This is a genomic window from Chitinophaga niabensis (assembly GCF_900129465.1).
Lineage (GTDB): Bacteria > Bacteroidota > Bacteroidia > Chitinophagales > Chitinophagaceae > Chitinophaga > Chitinophaga niabensis.
Map to the genome: position 1 here is coordinate 1,570,887 of NZ_FSRA01000002.1, position 15,970 is coordinate 1,586,856.

At 46.4% G+C, this 15,970-nt stretch carries 14 protein-coding genes; 8 read left to right on the plus strand and 6 right to left on the minus strand.

Annotated features, from left to right (window positions below):
- Window positions 1-4 precede the first annotated feature (4 nt).
- The gene (locus BUR42_RS23630) at window positions 5-1,540 is read left to right on the plus strand and encodes a RagB/SusD family nutrient uptake outer membrane protein (protein ID WP_074242042.1); all 1,536 of its coding nucleotides are present in this window, start codon (window positions 5-7) and stop codon (window positions 1,538-1,540) included.
- A 113-nt stretch (window positions 1,541-1,653) separates the two neighbouring features.
- Here the strand turns inward: BUR42_RS23630 and BUR42_RS23635 are convergent, their stop codons facing one another.
- Window positions 1,654-2,028 (minus strand): hypothetical protein, encoded by a 375-nt coding sequence (locus tag BUR42_RS23635; RefSeq protein WP_074242043.1) that lies wholly within the window; start codon window positions 2,026-2,028, stop codon window positions 1,654-1,656.
- A gap of 831 nt (window positions 2,029-2,859) precedes the next feature.
- Between BUR42_RS23635 and BUR42_RS23640 the strand changes: the two genes are divergently transcribed.
- Genes BUR42_RS23640 through BUR42_RS23655 form a run of 4 tightly spaced genes read left to right on the plus strand, consistent with a single transcriptional unit; the run spans window position 2,860 to window position 9,402 of the window.
- Window positions 2,860-5,568, plus strand: a complete 2,709-nt coding sequence (locus BUR42_RS23640; RefSeq protein ID WP_074242044.1) for a DUF1553 domain-containing protein — start codon at window positions 2,860-2,862, stop codon at window positions 5,566-5,568.
- A 10-nt stretch (window positions 5,569-5,578) separates the two neighbouring features.
- The gene (locus tag BUR42_RS23645; protein ID WP_074242045.1) at window positions 5,579-7,078 is read left to right on the plus strand and encodes a DUF1501 domain-containing protein; all 1,500 of its coding nucleotides are present in this window, start codon (window positions 5,579-5,581) and stop codon (window positions 7,076-7,078) included.
- A 3-nt stretch (window positions 7,079-7,081) separates the two neighbouring features.
- Window positions 7,082-7,996 (plus strand): sugar phosphate isomerase/epimerase family protein, encoded by a 915-nt coding sequence (locus BUR42_RS23650; protein ID WP_074242046.1) that lies wholly within the window; start codon window positions 7,082-7,084, stop codon window positions 7,994-7,996.
- Window positions 7,993-9,402 carry a c-type cytochrome domain-containing protein gene (locus BUR42_RS23655; protein WP_159442335.1) on the plus strand — a complete coding sequence of 470 codons (1,410 nt, stop codon included), beginning with the start codon at window positions 7,993-7,995 and terminating at the stop codon, window positions 9,400-9,402. Before BUR42_RS23650 ends, BUR42_RS23655 begins: the two co-directional genes overlap by 4 nt.
- A gap of 51 nt (window positions 9,403-9,453) precedes the next feature.
- Here the strand turns inward: BUR42_RS23655 and BUR42_RS23660 are convergent, their stop codons facing one another.
- The 4 genes from BUR42_RS23660 to BUR42_RS23675 all read right to left on the minus strand — a co-directional run bounded on the left by BUR42_RS23660 (window position 9,454) and on the right by BUR42_RS23675 (window position 13,603).
- A complete protein-coding gene (locus tag BUR42_RS23660; RefSeq protein WP_074242047.1) occupies window positions 9,454-10,215 on the minus strand; it encodes a nucleotidyltransferase domain-containing protein in 762 nt (253 codons plus the stop codon).
- Window positions 10,216-10,265: 50 nt separating this feature from the next.
- Window positions 10,266-11,546, minus strand: coding sequence for a DEAD/DEAH box helicase (locus BUR42_RS23665; protein WP_074242048.1), 1,281 nt, complete (start codon window positions 11,544-11,546; stop codon window positions 10,266-10,268).
- A 232-nt stretch (window positions 11,547-11,778) separates the two neighbouring features.
- Complete coding sequence (locus BUR42_RS23670) at window positions 11,779-12,618, minus strand: SDR family NAD(P)-dependent oxidoreductase (RefSeq protein WP_074242049.1); 840 nt, start codon at window positions 12,616-12,618, stop codon at window positions 11,779-11,781.
- Window positions 12,619-12,700: 82 nt separating this feature from the next.
- The gene (locus tag BUR42_RS23675) at window positions 12,701-13,603 is read right to left on the minus strand and encodes a helix-turn-helix domain-containing protein (RefSeq protein ID WP_074242050.1); all 903 of its coding nucleotides are present in this window, start codon (window positions 13,601-13,603) and stop codon (window positions 12,701-12,703) included.
- Between the two features lie 107 nt (window positions 13,604-13,710).
- On the opposite strand from BUR42_RS23675, the gene BUR42_RS23680 reads away from it, so the two are divergent.
- Genes BUR42_RS23680 through BUR42_RS23690 form a run of 3 tightly spaced genes read left to right on the plus strand, consistent with a single transcriptional unit; the run spans window position 13,711 to window position 15,005 of the window.
- Window positions 13,711-14,184, plus strand: a complete 474-nt coding sequence (locus tag BUR42_RS23680) for an RNA polymerase sigma factor (RefSeq protein WP_074242051.1) — start codon at window positions 13,711-13,713, stop codon at window positions 14,182-14,184.
- Window positions 14,165-14,407: a hypothetical protein gene (locus tag BUR42_RS23685; protein ID WP_074242052.1), complete on the plus strand. Its 243-nt coding sequence runs from the start codon at window positions 14,165-14,167 to the stop codon at window positions 14,405-14,407. The genes BUR42_RS23680 and BUR42_RS23685 overlap by 20 nt, the downstream gene beginning before the upstream one ends.
- Before the next feature lies 1 nt (window position 14,408).
- The gene (locus BUR42_RS23690; RefSeq protein WP_074242053.1) at window positions 14,409-15,005 is read left to right on the plus strand and encodes a ClpP family protease; all 597 of its coding nucleotides are present in this window, start codon (window positions 14,409-14,411) and stop codon (window positions 15,003-15,005) included.
- Here the strand turns inward: BUR42_RS23690 and BUR42_RS23695 are convergent.
- The gene (locus BUR42_RS23695) at window positions 15,002-15,967 is read right to left on the minus strand and encodes a YheT family hydrolase (protein ID WP_074242054.1); all 966 of its coding nucleotides are present in this window, start codon (window positions 15,965-15,967) and stop codon (window positions 15,002-15,004) included. The genes BUR42_RS23690 and BUR42_RS23695 overlap by 4 nt on opposite strands.
- Window positions 15,968-15,970: the final 3 nt, after the last annotated feature.

The window sequence follows — 15,970 nt, forward strand, 5'->3', positions numbered from 1 at the left end:
TACAATGAAGCATTCAATTATCCGATATACATTCCTTAGCCTCACTGCCTTGTTCTTAGGCAGTGGATGTGCAAAAAATTTCCTGGACCAGGAAATACCGGGCCGGTCTCCGGAAGAAGAATTTTATGCAACAGATGCAGATGCCGCCGCAGCTACATTTGCCGCATATGATTTCCTGCAGGCAGATTATAACTGGGGATGGGCCAGCGTATTGTTAGTGAAAACCTTCCCCTCAGATGAAAGTAATGCAGGAGGGAGTGGTCCTGCTGATCAGCCTTCTTACCAGGCGTTGGACAATTTCACTTTTGAATCACAAAATGAAGCGGTGTTATTTACCTGGAGGGTCTGTTACTTCGGCGCTTACCGCTGCAACCAGGTGATCAACCGCGTGAAAGGAGGAACCGATCTGCAAAAACGCCTCATAGCAGAGTGTAAAGTATTACGCGCACATTTCTATTTTGACCTCGTAGGCTTATGGGGAGATGTACCTTTGATCCTCAAAGACCTTACCTCCGCTGAATACAGCAAAATACCCCGTGCTAAAAAAGCAGATGTGTATGCCCAGATGGAAAAAGACCTGAAGGAAGCGATCCCTTTACTGCCTGCTAAATCTGCCTACCCTGCCAGTGAACGTTTCAGGGTCAGCAAAGGAACAGCACAGGCATTACTGGGTAAAGTTTACCTCTATCAGCAAAAGTGGGCAGATGCTGCCGCTGCTTTTAATGATGTGATCACTTCTCATGAATACGACCTGGAAGCTGATTTTGCGAAAGTATTTTCCAATGCCGGAGAATTTGGTGTAGAAAGTATTTTTGAAGTACCGTTCTCTTCCCGCAAAGGATTCGACTGGGGCAATTTCCCCTGGGCTACTTTCCGCCTCATAGAAAGCAATATCCATGTGCAACTGCAGGGACCCCGCAGTGATTTTTATACCAAAGCACCGAATGATTCCTTACAGGCAGGCTGGGGTTTTAATTTGCCCAAACCCAAATTGTACAATGCTTATATAGCGGCAGGAGATGTAAAAAGGAGACAAAATACGGTGATGTCTGTTGGTGAACTCGTAGCTAACGGTGGTGCCTGGACGGCTCCTACAGCCTGGGATTATGAAGGGTTCTTCCAGCGTAAATACGGATCTTTTGAAGGAGAGACCCGTTCAGACGGAGGTGCTGTGCCTGATCTGAACTACGGCAATAATATCCGCCTGATCCGTTATGCGGATGTTTTACTCATGGCCGCCGAGGCTTATTACCGGGCAGGTAACGAAGGCCGTGCAAGGGAAGAGCTCAAGAAGGTACGGGTACGTGCCGGCCTGGGAGAAATAACTGCTACCGGCGATGCCCTGTTCAATGCTATTGTGAATGAACGATTCCTGGAACTGGCATTTGAGGGTTTCCGTTATATGGACCTTGTACGCTGGGGAAAAGCAGAAGCAGAGCTGGGACCCTTGGGTTATAAGGCTAATAAACATGAATTGTTACCCATCCCCAATGAAGATGTGCGCATCGGCAATATTGAACAGAATAAAGGATACAACTAAGTATTTTTTGATAAAAGCGATATATCAAAAGTAGATGTTAGGAAAAAGGGCCGCCTGTTTAGGCAGCCCTTTTGTATTAGGGTGTTAAGGTATTTGGTGGTCTTTGATCCTACTTAGCTTTCTTTTAGAAGAAAGGAAGGAAAGGGCTGATGATGAACATATTCATCATCCGTATTAACAGTTTGAAGGAAAAGCAATTGTGGATTTTGCTCTTCTACTGCGGCCTTGTCCGTTTCCGGCTTTGCAACCGGTTGTAGGGATGTGCCGTTAAGCATCTCCCCATAGCCGGTGATCAGCCATCGCAGATTCAGCTCTTCAAAATGTTTCCCGATATCTTCCAGTATATCCACACTGGGCTTTGCTCCCGGCACCCGGAACAACCGGGCTACTTTTTCACAACTATTGTATTCAAGGGTCCTGGTGAAGGCAGTTGTAGTGAGCCCCTTGAACTGTAAAAAACTTTTCAGTCTCTTGGCGATTGGTTCCATAACTCTATTTGTAGACTTACAAATTGAAGAGTCTAAATCCATCCTGAGAGGGTGAAGAGGAGTTCTATATTTTTTTTCTTTTTTGGTTCACCCTTCGAAATCAGAAAAGCACTCTTATGTATTGTATAACATTTTTCGCGCAGGCCGGCCTTTCATCGTCCAGCCCCAAAGCACCAAAATCACCTTGCAGCCTTCTATAAGGCCGCATTTGTTAATTTTTCTGAATCATTACTCCGGGAATCATAGATGGATTGTTTAATTATTGGGTTGATATGTGTTGTAGTACCGGATCCAAATAAGTCTCATGTCTAATGTATGCATATACCGGAGGGTGAATTCTTTCACCCTCTTTTTTATGACAGCATAGGCAAAAGAGCTATAACTTATTGAATACTATATACTTTTTGAGTAACCTAACCCCCGATCTAGAAAACTTGAGTAAAACTGAACCCCGAGCCCTCTGATAGCAGAGGGCTTTTTTGTATATACAAGTGTAAAAGGAATAGCCTATGTGAACCCTATGTGAAGCCTATCTGAGGTATACAAGTGTAAATAAAAAACCGTTCCAGATGGGATCTGAAACGGCCTCTTTTTATGGTTGATCAAAGGATCTGATTGTTATCTGTTAAATGTATAACAACAATGACAAACGCAGACCATGTGAGAGATATATTTGTTGGGATAAAGTATGAATATTTATTATGTAACTGGAATTTGTTAAAAGTGATGGATAATATTATGATTTGATGGATGATCTTATCGCGGAATTGCAAACATATTGGCTTTTTTGTACTTTGAGAGGCGTATCCGATAAGCACGTCTATATTATTTATGCATTACTCTACCACGTTCCGAATATTGTCCGGCATCAGTGTTGTGCTGGTTGCTGGAATATTGACCATTGGTTGCGGGAAACGCAAGCCCGTTGACTACAGCACAGAAGTAAAACCCATCCTTAATAAACATTGTATCAGTTGCCATGGTGGTGTAAAGCAAAATGGCGGCTTTAGTGTGTTGTTCCGGGAAGAAGCTTTGGGCAATACAAAAAGCGGTCATCCTGCCATTATTCCCGGCGATGCCAAACGTAGTGAATTTATTCGTCGCCTGCACAGCAGAGATCCCAAGGAAAGAATGCCATATAAGTCGGCTCCCCTCAAAAAAGAAGAGATTGAAATACTCACCCGCTGGGTAGAGGAAGGAGCGCAATGGGGAGAACACTGGGCCTATATTCCTCCAGAGAAGCCTAAGGATACAGCTGCGAACATCGACTTCTATATTAACGGCAAACTGGAAGAAGAGGGTTTAAAGCCAGCTCCCCAGGCTGATAAACTCACCCTGTTGCGCAGGGTAAGTCTCGACCTTACAGGTTTGCCTCCCACCACTGCCATGCAGCAATCTTTTATGGCAGACAGCAGTGAAAGAAGTTACGAAAAAGTAGTGGACAGTTTGCTGGCCTCTCCTCATTACGGAGAACGCTGGGCAGCCATGTGGCTGGACCTTGCCCGTTTTGCAGATTCCAAAGGATATGAAAAAGATGCACAACGCCAGATCTGGCGATACAGGGATTGGGTGATCGATGCATTTAACAACGACATGCCTTATGATCAGTTCACGATTGAACAACTCGGGGGCGATCTTTTGCCGGATGCAACAGAATCACAGATAACGGCTACCGCCTTCCACCGTAACACTATGAATAATGACGAAGGCGGAACACAGGATGAAGAATTCCGTACTGCCGCTATCATTGATCGCGTGAATACTACGATGGAAGTTTTCCAGGGTACTACTATTGCCTGTGTGCAATGCCATAGTCACCCTTATGATCCGTTCCGTTTTGAGGATTATTATAAACTGATGGCCTTCCTCAACAATACGAGGGATGAAGATACCCCGGGAGAGTATCCCACACTGCGGTTCTATGACAGCATAGGAAGGAAACAGGTGGATACGGTGATCGGCTGGATCAGCAAACATGGTAACAAAGCAGAAGAAAAAGAAATGCAAGCATTCCTGCGTACACTGGAACCTAAGATCCATGCGCATGATTGTGATGAGTTCATCAACGGTAACCTGGCAGATACCAAATATTTAGGGATCAGGAATGGCGGCAGCTGCCGTTTGAAGAATGTGCCTTTGAATGGCCGTACACATTTATATATGTATTACTGGACGGGTAATAAAGGCAGTTCCATAGAGATCCGGATTGATAGTTTAAATGGGCCGGTTATTGCCAGGCAACCTCTTCCGGACCCCCAGGGGGCCAAAGTAGCGGACATTCCCATTCCGGCTATTGAAGGAAGGCATCACCTTTATTTTATTTTTAAGAACAGTACTATCAAACCGGACCAAACAGTGTGCAGTGTGGAATGGATGGCTTTACGCGGAGACCTTCCGGGAAAAAGCGCTCCGGGGTATAAGCAAATGGAAAATGCTTACTGGAAAGTAGTGAATAGTCATCCTGAAAGTGTGCCGGTGATGGTGGAAAATCCGAAAGAGATGTTCCGCGAAACATATACTTTCGAAAGAGGTAACTGGTTAGTGAAAGGTGTGCTGGTACAACCTGATGTACCTAAAGTATTGAACCCTTTCCCTGCCAATGCACAACGCAACAGGCTTGGGCTTGGCCAATGGATGGCCAGCAAACAGAATCCGCTCACGGCGCGTGTAATGGTGAATCGTTTATGGGAACAATTGTTTGGAACAGGCATCGTGGAAACACAGGAAGATTTTGGTACACAGGGTTTCCTGCCTTCGCATCCTGCTTTGTTGGACCATCTTGCCTACCAGTTTATGAATAAACATCGATGGCGGATGAAGGCCTTGTTAAAAGAAATGGTGATGTCTGCTGCCTACCGTCGTGATTCCCGCAGCTCAGCTGAGTTGCAGCAAAAAGATCCGGCCAACAGATGGCTGGCACATGGCCCGCGATTCCGTTTAACAGCTGAGCAGGTGCGTGACCAGGTATTGGCTGTAAGCGGATTGCTGAGTGAAAAAATGCATGGCCCGAGTGTGATGCCGTACCAGCCGGAAGGGATCTGGCAGGCAGTATATAATGGCCAGCGTTGGAAGCTCAGTGAAGATGGTGACCAATATAGAAGAGGGGTGTATACTTATATCAGGAGAACCAGTCCTTACCCTTCCATTGTTACTTTCGATGGTTCCAGCAGAGAGGTATGTTTACAACGCAGGATTCGTACCAATACTCCTTTGCAGGCATTGGTAACGTTGAATGATCCGGTGTTTGTAGAGGCTGCACGTAATCTTGCACTCTGGATGAGGTCTTCCGGAGGCAAAGATCAGAAGGCATGGATCAGTGAGGGATACAAACTGGCGATGTATAAAGAGATCACACCTGCTAAATTGGCCATTCTATCTAAACTATACACACAGGCTTTCGATAAGTTTAAGAATGACCCGGCGGCGGCAGCTTCCTTAGCAAATTGCAAGGATGATATGCCGGCGGTGGGAGAACTGGCTGCATTAACTGTAGTGGCCAATGCGATCATGAACCTGGATGAATTTTTATCAAAATCTTAATTGTCTCCATATGTCTGAGAAATTGATCAGGGAAGCAAATGAAAGAGCGGCGAAATATTTTTCGCGCCGTCATTTTTTGCAGGATTTTGCTGCTGGTATTGGTGCTACGGCTTTGGGTTCTTTAATAGGAGGATGTAATATCTTTTCTTCTTCCGGGAACGCCGCAGGAGCAGGCATGCCACAAAGCCTGAATCCGCTGGACCCTAAAGCGCCGCAGTTTCCTGCAAGGGCTAAGAATGTGATCTATCTGCATATGGCAGGCGCACCTTCGCAACTGGAAATGTTTGATTATAAACCAGACCTGCAAAAGCTGCATAACCAGCTTTGCCCGCAATCTTTATTGCAGGGAAAGAAATTTGCGTTCATTCGCGGCGTACCTAAAATGCTGGGCCCGCAGGCGAAATTTCAGCAGCATGGGGAATCCCGCCAATGGGTATCTGATTACATGCCACATTTTTCCACGATGGTGGATGAGGTGAGCTTTCTGAAAGGGGTACATACAGATCAGTTCAATCATGGCCCTGCGCAGTTATTCATGCATACGGGCAGCGCACGTTTGGGAAGGCCCAGCATTGGTGCCTGGGTAACTTATGGTTTGGGATCAGAGAACAGTAACCTGCCAGGGTTTGTGGTACTGACCTCTGGTGGTAAAACACCTGATGCCGGTAAAAGTGTATGGGGCAGTGGTTTCCTTCCTTCTGTTTACCAGGGTGTGCAATGCCGTTCCAAAGGAGATCCGGTATTATATATCACAGATCCTGAAGGTATGGACCGCGACATGCGTTACCAATCCATACAGGCGATCAATGAAGTGAACAAGCTGGAGTATGAAACATTTGCAGATGCAGAAACATTGTCCCGCATCTCTCAATATGAATTGGCCTACAAGATGCAGATCTCTGTGCCGGGGGTAATGGATATCAGTGATGAACCGGAATACATTCAACAGTTGTACGGAACAAAACCAGGGCAGGAATCCTTTGCCAACAACTGTTTGCTGGCTCGTAAGCTGGTAGAGAAAGGGGTCCGTTTTGTGCAGTTGTTCGACTGGGGATGGGATGCACATGGTACAGGAGAAGATACTGCCATTGACCTGGGCATGCGTAATAAATGCACAGAGATCGATAAACCGATCACCGCCTTGCTAATGGATCTGAAACAACGTGGGTTGTTAGATGAAACGCTGGTGGTATGGGGTGGAGAATTTGGCCGTACGCCAATGCAGGAAAACCGTGAAGGTAAAGAAATGCCTTTCCTCGGCCGTGATCACCATGCGGAAGCATTTACGATGTGGATGGCAGGCGGCGGTATCCGTAAAGGATATACCTGGGGTGAAACAGATGAGATCGGTTTCAGTGTAGTGAAAGGAAAAGTAGCGGTGCATGATATTCATGCCACTATGCTGCAACAGCTGGGTTTTGACCACGAAAAATTAATTTATAATTTCCAGGGCCGTCCATTCAGATTAACGGATGTAGAAGGGCACGTTATACATGAAATACTAGGTTGATCTATGCATCTCGACAGAAGGAATTTCCTTAAACAATCCGCCATGCTTGGCACCGTTTCTCTTTTACCCGCATTTGCAAAAGCAGCGCACGCGGCGCCTGGTTTCAAATTGCTTATAATGGCTACCAACTGGGGTTTCCCCGGTACTATCGACGACTTCTGCAAAAAGGCAAAAGATGCAGGGTACGATGGTATTGAAGTATGGTGGCCCAATGATGCGAAAGCGGCAGACGACCTTTTTGCTGCTTTGAAAAAGCATGAGCTGGAAGTAGGTTTTTTATGTGGCGGCAGCGGTTCTGATTATACGAAACATGCCGAACAGTTTGAAGCAGCTATCAATGCAGCTACGAGCCAGAAGATAAAACGCCCTGTGTATATCAATTGCCATTCCGGTAAGGATTACTTTTCTTTTGAACAGAACTGTAAACTGATAGACATGACCACGCGTGTTTCACAACTCTCCGGTATCCCGGTGTATCATGAAACACATCGTTCACGCATGTTGTTTGCAGCACATGTGGCACGCCGGTTTATAGAAGCGATGCCTGCGTTACGTTTAACGCTGGACATTTCCCACTGGTGTAATGTACATGAATCCCTTTTGCAGGACCAGGCAGAAACAGTAGCGATCGCTTTATCCCGCGCAGGACATATCCATGCGCGCATAGGCCATCCTGAAGGGCCACAGGTGAATGATCCCCGTGCTCCGGAATGGGAAGGTGTTGTAAAAGCTCACTTTGCCTGGTGGGATGAAATTGTAAAACATAAACAGGCTACCGGGGAAGTACTCACTATACTTACTGAATTCGGTCCTCCTGACTATATGCCCACGTTGCCCTATACCCGTCAGCCGGTGGCCAATCAATGGGATATCAATGTGCATATGATGAAACTTTTAAAATCGCGATACGGCAAGTGATCAATTTATTACAGTCTGCTCCACAGGGGAGCTGGAGTTTATTTATAGGCCGCTTTCACCCGCTGCTGGTACATCTTCCAATAGGGATCCTGATCGTAGCTTTTATCCTGGAATGGATGAGCCGCCATCGCCGCCTGGCTTTTGTGGGAGCTTCCGTATTACCGATACTGATCTTTGGTGCAGCATCTGCCATCGCAGCCTGTATTGCAGGTTACCTCTTATCGCTTTCCGGGGGATATGAAGAACGTGCTTTGGACCTGCATATGTGGATGGGGATAGGCGTTGCCGTTATTGCCACTTTACTTTGCGTTTTAAGGAGATATGCCATTTTCAGGAAGAGCTGGTTATGGGTTTCTTCAGGGATGATCATCCTGCTTTCAGTGGCAGGGCACCTCGGTGGCAATCTCACACACGGAGAAGATTATCTCTCTGCTGCCATGCCATTCGGTCAACGTGCTGCGGCTGCAACGGGCATTGCCAATATTGAAGAGGCCAAAGTATATGACGACCTGATCAAACCGATATTAGAGCAGAAATGTATGAGCTGCCATAATGTTGGTAAGCTGAAAGGAGGACTGAGACTGGATAGCATGACGCATATCCTGAAAGGCGGAGAGAATGGGCCGGTGCTGAAAGACAGCATGCCGGAGCTGAGCGAAATGTATAAACGACTGGTACTTTCTGATAATGATGATAAACGTATGCCACCTAAAGGCAAACCACAGCTGAGCCCTAACCAGGTGGAATTAATTTATTGGTGGATCGCACAAGGTGCATCTGCTACTGCGAAAGTAAAAGAACTTCGTAAATCTCCGAGGATAGAGTTGGTGCTGGAATCCCTGCAACCTTCTTCAGGCCCGGGAAATCATCCCTTCATACCAAAAGAAGAAGTCAGCAAAGCGGCTGCTTCCAAAGATGTAGATACCTTAGAGGCTTTAGGCCTGAAAGTGATGCCTGTAGCGGCAGGTAATGGATTTGTGATGGTGAACGCCGTGAATGCATCTGCCTTTGATAATAAACAGGCAGCGTTATTATTGCCCCTGAAATCACAGATCGTATGGCTGAAATTATCCAATACACAGGTAGGTGATTCTGCGATGAAGATCATTGCGCAATTGCCTGAACTGACGCGTTTGCAATTGGAGAACACGGCTATTACAGATGCGGGTTTACAGGAACTGGCTGCCTGTAAACAACTAAAATACCTGAACCTTGTAGGAACGAAAGTAAGCGATAAAGGCCTGCTGGCTTTACAGAAAATTAAAGGCTTGCAGGAGTTGTTTGTGTATAAGACAGCTGTAACGGCGGCGGTGTTTAAAGCATTCCCGGATACAAAAATAGATACGGGAGGTTATAAGATGCCAGTGCTGGAAACGGATACGATGGTGTTTAGGAAAGCGAAGTGATGTGTTCTTTAAATAATTGATGCCGGTGTTGGAAAAAGGATACGATGGTGTTCAGGAAAACGAAGTGATATATTTTTTAAATAATTGATCCAGCGGTTCGATGCTCTCCTGTGTGGAAGGTATTGCAGCCGCTTTTTCTTTGCAGAACGCGATCGTATCTTTGAGCCATGCATGCAGCAAAGGCACTACAGGTACGATCGTTTTCTCCGAAGCAGATTGTTTTATCTCCAGTAAACGTTCCACTTCATTCTGCCATGCCTGATCTCCTACGAGGGTACGCAGTAAACGAAATTCCATGGGTGGAAGTACTTCGTTCTCTATGATCCAGAGGCAGGCCAGGATGGACCGCAGGGCATAGAAATATCTTTTCAGTTTCACCTCATTACCGCTGAGATCATTTTCAAAAGTACTGAGGGCTATATTCAGATAATGATGGCAACCAGGCCGGCTGGCAAAATAGACCGGCATCAGGTACTCCATGTCTTTCAGGAAAGCAGGGTCTGCTTTATAACAGATCGGAGATTGCAGCCATTCATATAAAGGAGGGTTGGATTTGAGGAAAAGCTGCAGCGCTTTACGGATATCCCATCCGCTAACGTCCAGTACTTCATTTACCGGAAGTTCTATCACATCGCGGCGGTCGCGGATGCTCAGGTAATGTTGTACAGGGGCTGCGTAAATAAAACGCACATCATAGTCACTATCCGTTCCGGGAAATCCCCAGGCCCGGCTACCGGATTCGCAGGCGTATAAGATCTTCACGCCATGTTCCTGTTCGATCCGGTTCAATTGTTCTTTGATGATATCTTCCATAGTCAGATTTATAACGCGCCCATACCTGTTACAGTATGAGCGCTATAAATTTAACTATATTGTTTGTTTTGCGGGCGATTATTCCACTTGCGGTTTGCATTATGGTGCTGTTTCTTCTTTGCCTGTACCTGTTGGGAGGAAGACTGGCGCAGGTTCACACCTTGCGCTGGTTTTACAGGCACGGGGGACTGACTCATCGGGTAAGGATGGTCTGTTATCACCGGAATGCTCTGTGCAATCAGTTTGGTGATATCCTTCAGGTAGGCCCTTTCTTCGTCATCACAGAAAGAAATGGCAATACCACTGGCACCGGCACGGCCTGTTCGTCCAATACGGTGAACATAGGTTTCCGGTACATTAGGGATCTCGAAATTGAATACATACGCGAGGTTATCTACATCAATACCCCTTGCTGCGATATCGGTAGCAACGAGGATGCGGATCTTTCCTGCTTTAAAGTCTGTAAGTGCCCGCTGACGGGAGTTTTGAGACTTATCGCCATGAATGGCGTTGGCGGAGATATTCACTTTGTTCAGTTCTTTCGCCACTCTGTCTGCCCCGTGTTTGGTCCTGGTAAATACCAAAGCGCTGTTGATGTCCGGGTTTTTCAGCAGATGGATCAGTAGAGAACGTTTCGAGTTCTTATCTACAAAATACATGCGCTGCTCTACCTTTTCAGCCGTGGAAGAAACCGGTGTTACCGATACTCTTACAGGGTTGGTGAGGATGGAGTTGGCCAGGTGGGCGATTTCATCCGGCATGGTAGCAGAGAAGAACAGGGTCTGGCGTTTCTCTGGTAATTTGGTGATCACTCTCTTTACATCATGAATAAAACCCATGTCCAGCATGCGGTCTGCTTCATCCAATACAAACTGGTGAATGTAACGGAGATTGATATGCCCTTGCTGCCAGAGGTCCAGTAAACGGCCCGGGGTAGCGATCAGGATATCTGGTCCATTCCTCAGGGCTTGCACCTGTGGGCCTGCGGAAACACCACCAAAGATCACGAGGTGTTTAAGACCGGTATGGGCACCATATTCTGAGAAGTTCTCAGCTATCTGGATAGCGAGTTCGCGCGTAGGCGTTAAGATCAATGTTTTAATATGCCTGCTGGGCGTTTGCTCCGTTTGCTTTTGTTTGTATAACAATTGCAGGATAGGGATAGCAAATGCTGCGGTTTTACCGGTACCTGTTTGTGAACAGGCCAGGAGGTCTTTTTGCCCTAATACCACCGGAATGGCCTGGGACTGGATAGGCGTAGGCGTAGTATAGCCTTGTGTTTCAAGCGCGCGCAAAATAGGCGCGATGAGACCTAAATTCTCGAATGACAATATGTTTTATTTTAAGTTTAAAATGATGCTAACAACCCTGACCTTATAAGAAGAGAAGGATGGCTAGATTGTATATCCACACATCATTTTAAGTGAACCAAATTGCGGAGGGAATTACCTTATCAGCAAGGAGGGGATATAAAAATATGACGCAAAGGTACACCTAATTGGTTAAACGAGCAAAACCCACCGTTTTTGGTGGGTTTTGTAACTGTTAAAGTATTTTAACAGATCAGTTAAAGTTCGTTGAAGTAGCCAGTTCCTGCCAGGTGTTCATATCATCTTCCAGTGCGCCGATCTTCAGTTTAGCAAACTGGTAGGCATCAGGGCCGAGGAATAAATGCAGGGGCGGATTTTCTGCTTTGCTCACTTCGATCAGCACATCGATGCCTTTTTCCGGATCACCCGCCTGCTGGCCATTGATACCATGCTGGTGTTGTGCCTGTGATTCCCGTACATCCTTATAAGCATCTATCGGGTTAGCCGGTACTGCCAGGGAAGTGGATGCGAGGAAGTTAGTGCGGAAGTAACCAGGGCCAACGATCACCACTTTTACGCCAAATGCTTTTACCTCTGCTGCCAGTGATTCCGTTAAACCATCCAGTGCAAATTTGGTAGCGCAATAACTGCCGAAGCCGGGGAAGTTACCAGTAAAACCAGCGATGGAAGAGATGTTGAAGATAAAACCGCTGTTCTTTTCGCGGAAGTGCGGCATCACGTGGCGGATCACATTTAATACACCAAATACATTCACATCAAAGTTGCTGCGCACTTCTTTGTCTGATAATTCTTCCAGGCTGCCTATCAGGCCATAACCTGCATTGTTCACTACTACATCTATACCTCCTAATGTTTGGATCGTTTGCTGAACGGATTGCTGTACGCTGGCTTCATCAGCAACGTCAGACTGAATAGGCAGAAAGTTTTCATGCTCACCTACGGCACTTTTCAGGGCATCCAGTTTACGGGAAGTACCAGCAACTTTCTGACCGGCGGCGAGTAATTTTTTTACGAGTATCAGGCCAAATCCTTGTGAGGCGCCTGTAACATACCATACTTTTTGTTGTTCCATTGTAGTGTTTGTTTTGATAGAACAAAGCTACACCGGGTAGGAACCATGGCTGTTAATGATATCAAATCAAAAATTGCAAAAATCAAACGCTGCGGAAAGAGCGCGGGGTAAGCTGGGTCTTTTTCTTGAAAAAGTTGTTAAAGTGGGCAGGTTCCTGGAATCCCAGGCAGTAACCGATCTCAGATACATTCCAGTCTGTATGCATTAATAAGGCCTTGGCTTCCTGAACGATCCTTTCTGCTATGAGTTCGGAAGTGGATTTGCCGGTAGTGTCTTTCAGGGCCTTGTTTAAATGGTTCACGTGAACGGAGAGCTGGGATGCAAAGTCAGTCGCAGAGCGGAAATTTACCTGTTGCACCGGGGATTCTATCGGGAACTGTCTTTCCAGGAGGTCTGTAAACAGGGAAGAGATCCGGGTGGATGCATTGGAATGGGAAGGAGACACCTCAATAGGCTGCATTTTCAATCCCATGTGGATCAACTCCATTACATAATTCCGGCAGAGGTCCAGTTTATATTGATAGTCGGAGGCCATTTCGGCCAGCATCTTTTCAAAGATCTCTCTAACGGGGCCTACCTGCGCATCGGGTAAATATACAATGGGCTGGCCACCGGGTTTGAAGATGGGGTATTCCTGAAGTTTCATGGTGGTGAACTGGTGAAAGAAGGCCTCCGTAAAAATGCAGAATAAACCGGACTGCTCTTCAGACAAGGGTTCACATTGATAGGGTACCTGTGGGTTGGCAAAAAAGAGGCCGTGTGTTTCCACGTCCATGGTCTTATCTGCGTAATAGTAACGGTTCCGGCCACTGACCAGGGCTATTTTGTAAAAATCCTTACGGCTGTATGGAAGCTGCCTGGCATGATGGCCCAGGAACTCTTCCGAATTGAACACATTGAAATGCCCGTTCTCCCTTCCAAGATTAGCAGGCATCCTCAACTCCTTGGCACGATAAAATTCTTCCAGTGACTGTATCTTTTCCATGTAACAAAATTACGGATTGCCGGGTATTTTGACCTTTTTTCGTTAATTTTTAACAGTGCGGGTGATATCCGGGCCATTTTGGATACTATAATTAAAACCCAAGTTCAATGGAAGACATTACAGCATTATACAGGGATACCTTCCCGGATGTAGCGAGGGTAATAAAGCAACTGGGAGGAGACCTTGAAATGGCCAAAGACCTGTTCCATGACGCCATGATCATTTACATGGAGAAAGCACCTTCGGAGATCAGGGTATCTGCCAAAGCATACCTGATCGGCATTACCCGCATCCTCTGGATGAAGCAGCAGAAACTGAGGGTCCGGGAGCAGGCCATCTTTTTAGAAGATTTTCATGTGCCGGAAGCAGAGCAACCGCTGTTTGACTATTTACGCGCAGCCGGTGAAAAGTGCATGCAGCTCTTACAGGCATTCTATTACGAGCAAATGGACCTCCGGGAAATGGCGGATACTTTTCACTATAGCAATGTTCGTTCCGTAACCGTGCAGAAACATAAGTGCCTGCAGAAAGTTCGTGCCACCGTTAAAAATGCCATGCTTTATGAAGGAGCGCTTAACTGAAACAGAAGCATACCTGCTTGGCAACATGCCGGAACCGGAAAGATTGCTTTTTGAAGCAAAGATGCTGGCGGACCCTGCATTGCAGGAGGCAGTGCAACATCAGCGCAGGGCATTTCAGATGATCCGCTGGTACGGCCGCGATCTGCAAAGGGAAAGATTGTCTGCCATCTACGATGCGCTGGACGAGGAGTTCCATCTAACCATCACTTCCATATTTAAGTAACATGACCATTATACCAACAGTAATTGACGGCGCCACGCGTGGCGCGTATGATATTTACAGCCTGCTCCTCAAGGAAAGGATCATTTTCCTGGGCACTGCTATTGATGAACATGTAGCCAACCTGATAGTGGCCCAATTGCTTTACCTCGATAGTGAAAATCATTATCCGATCCGCTTGTATATTAATTGCCCTGGTGGCGGGGTGTATGCCGGATTAGCCATCTACGATACCATGAAAATGTGTAAGTCTCCCATCGCTACGGTTTCTGTTGGGTTTACCGGGAGTATGGGCACATTTTTACTGAGCAGTGGTACAAAAGGACAACGGTACGCACTTTCACATGCCACAGTACATATGCATCCTTCAGGTGGTGGAGCCAGAGGGTATACGGAAGATGTGCGCATTGCTTACCAGGAGCAGGAGCGTTTGCAGAACCAGATCTTTTACCTGATGGGGCGTAGTTCCAATCATGAAAGGGAAGAAATTGAAGAGATGTTTCGCAGGGATAAGTTTATGAATGCAGTGGAGGCGAAGGAATATGGGTTGGTAGATGAAGTGTTGGGGGATGTGAGTGATCTGCCTTTACGTTTGAACTAAGGATGATCATGAATGAACTGAAAAGCCCTTCTCTCAGACCAGTAATGTTTTCCCGTAAAAGTCACAAACCCAACATGCCCGCCGGTTTCCGGAGTTTCCAGGTATAAGTAGGGATTGTTACCTGCTTCCTTGTAGGGGAAACTTCCTTTTCCTAAAAAAGGATCGTCCAGTGCATTGATCAGTAAAGTGGGGATACGGATATTTTCCAGGAATTGTTTGGAGCTGTTCCTGGCCCAGTATTCTTCTGCATCCTTGAATCCATGCATGGGAGCGGTATACCGGTCATCAAACTGTTTGAAATTTTTGATAACGCCGAAGTTGTCCAGCGATATTTCGTTGGGATATTGTTTTGCCTTGGTTTCCAGTTTCAGCCCCAGTGAGCGGATGAAACGTTTCATGTAGATGAAGTTGTGCCTTTTCTCCAGTTCAATGGAACTGTCTTTCAGATCGCAGGGAACGGAGATGGCCACAACTGATCTTATAATAGGAGGAATCGCTTCGCCTCTTTCACCCACATACTTGAGTGTTACATTTCCGCCCAGGGAAAAGCCTACGAGGTGAATGCGTTTGTAATTGCCGGAGGCTTCCAGGTGTTCTATGACTGTTTGAAGATCGCCGGTTTCGCCACTGTGATAAAAACGCAGGGCCTTATTACTTTCTCCGCTGCAGCCCCTGAAGTTCATAGACACCGTATCATATCCTCCTTCATTGAAGATATGTACCATGCCCGTGATGTATTGCCGTTGGGAATTACCTTCCAGGCCGTGAAGGATCACTACCAGCTGATCGCTGCCCACTTTGCTGAAATCAAGGTCCAGGAAATCGTTATCCTGCGTGGAGATACGGGTACGGGTATAATTAGCCGGTTTGATCTTTCTGAAAAGGGAAGGAAAGATCGTGAGCAGGTGGCGGTTCCTTAACAGGATGGGCGCCTTGTAATCTGGTGCTTTTAAAACCGGCATATT

Coding starts and splice junctions, on each gene's coding strand:
- BUR42_RS23660 (WP_074242047.1), bottom strand. CDS start 10,215: ATGGAAGATATCATCAAAGAACAATTGAACCGGATCGAACAGGAACAT.
- BUR42_RS23680 (WP_074242051.1), top strand. CDS start 13,711: ATGGAAGACATTACAGCATTATACAGGGATACCTTCCCGGATGTAGCG.
- BUR42_RS23675 (WP_074242050.1), bottom strand. CDS start 13,603: ATGGAAAAGATACAGTCACTGGAAGAATTTTATCGTGCCAAGGAGTTG.
- BUR42_RS23650 (WP_074242046.1), top strand. CDS start 7,082: ATGCATCTCGACAGAAGGAATTTCCTTAAACAATCCGCCATGCTTGGC.
- BUR42_RS23640 (WP_074242044.1), top strand. CDS start 2,860: ATGCATTACTCTACCACGTTCCGAATATTGTCCGGCATCAGTGTTGTG.
- BUR42_RS23630 (WP_074242042.1), top strand. CDS start 5: ATGAAGCATTCAATTATCCGATATACATTCCTTAGCCTCACTGCCTTG.
- BUR42_RS23690 (WP_074242053.1), top strand. CDS start 14,409: ATGACCATTATACCAACAGTAATTGACGGCGCCACGCGTGGCGCGTAT.
- BUR42_RS23670 (WP_074242049.1), bottom strand. CDS start 12,618: ATGGAACAACAAAAAGTATGGTATGTTACAGGCGCCTCACAAGGATTT.
- BUR42_RS23695 (WP_074242054.1), bottom strand. CDS start 15,967: ATGCCGGTTTTAAAAGCACCAGATTACAAGGCGCCCATCCTGTTAAGG.
- BUR42_RS23685 (WP_074242052.1), top strand. CDS start 14,165: ATGAAGGAGCGCTTAACTGAAACAGAAGCATACCTGCTTGGCAACATG.
- BUR42_RS23635 (WP_074242043.1), bottom strand. CDS start 2,028: ATGGAACCAATCGCCAAGAGACTGAAAAGTTTTTTACAGTTCAAGGGG.
- BUR42_RS23645 (WP_074242045.1), top strand. CDS start 5,579: ATGTCTGAGAAATTGATCAGGGAAGCAAATGAAAGAGCGGCGAAATAT.